We start from the raw sequence: 385 nt of genomic DNA, 5'->3' as shown, positions 1-385 counted from the left end.
ACCTTAGGCTTTCGGCGTGAGGGTTTCTCACCCTCATTTTCGCTACTCGTGTCAACATAAGCTCTTGTGGAACCTCCAGCACTCCTTTCGGTGTACCTTCTCAGGCGGCCACAATGTTCTCCTACCATTCGATAAGCTGATTTAAGACTATCAACTTTTTCTGACTAAGGTGCTTAGCCGGGAGGGGAGTTGCTCGCAAAAAACGCTCGCGAAATGTAACTATCCTTCCTGCTCATAACCTTAAATCAGCTTATCGAATCCGTAGCTTCGGTACTATGCTTAGCCCCGTTAAATTTTCGGCGCGGTATCATTAGACCAGTGAGCTATTACGCTTTCTTTAAAGGGTTGCTGCTTCTAAGCCAACCTCCTGGTTGTATAAACAATT

At 46.0% G+C, this 385-nt stretch carries 1 rRNA gene; it reads right to left on the bottom strand.

Annotation, left to right across the window (positions count from 1 at the left end):
• Window positions 1–385, bottom strand: a 23S ribosomal RNA gene (locus tag FCL48_RS24745); the annotation flags it as partial.

Origin of the sequence: Desulforhopalus sp. IMCC35007 (assembly GCF_005116575.1) — a bacterium.
In the GTDB taxonomy this organism is placed as follows: domain Bacteria; phylum Desulfobacterota; class Desulfobulbia; order Desulfobulbales; family Desulfocapsaceae; genus Desulforhopalus_A.
The sequence above is the reverse complement of the archived record's forward strand: the minus strand, read 5'-3'. Positions and strand labels throughout refer to the sequence as shown.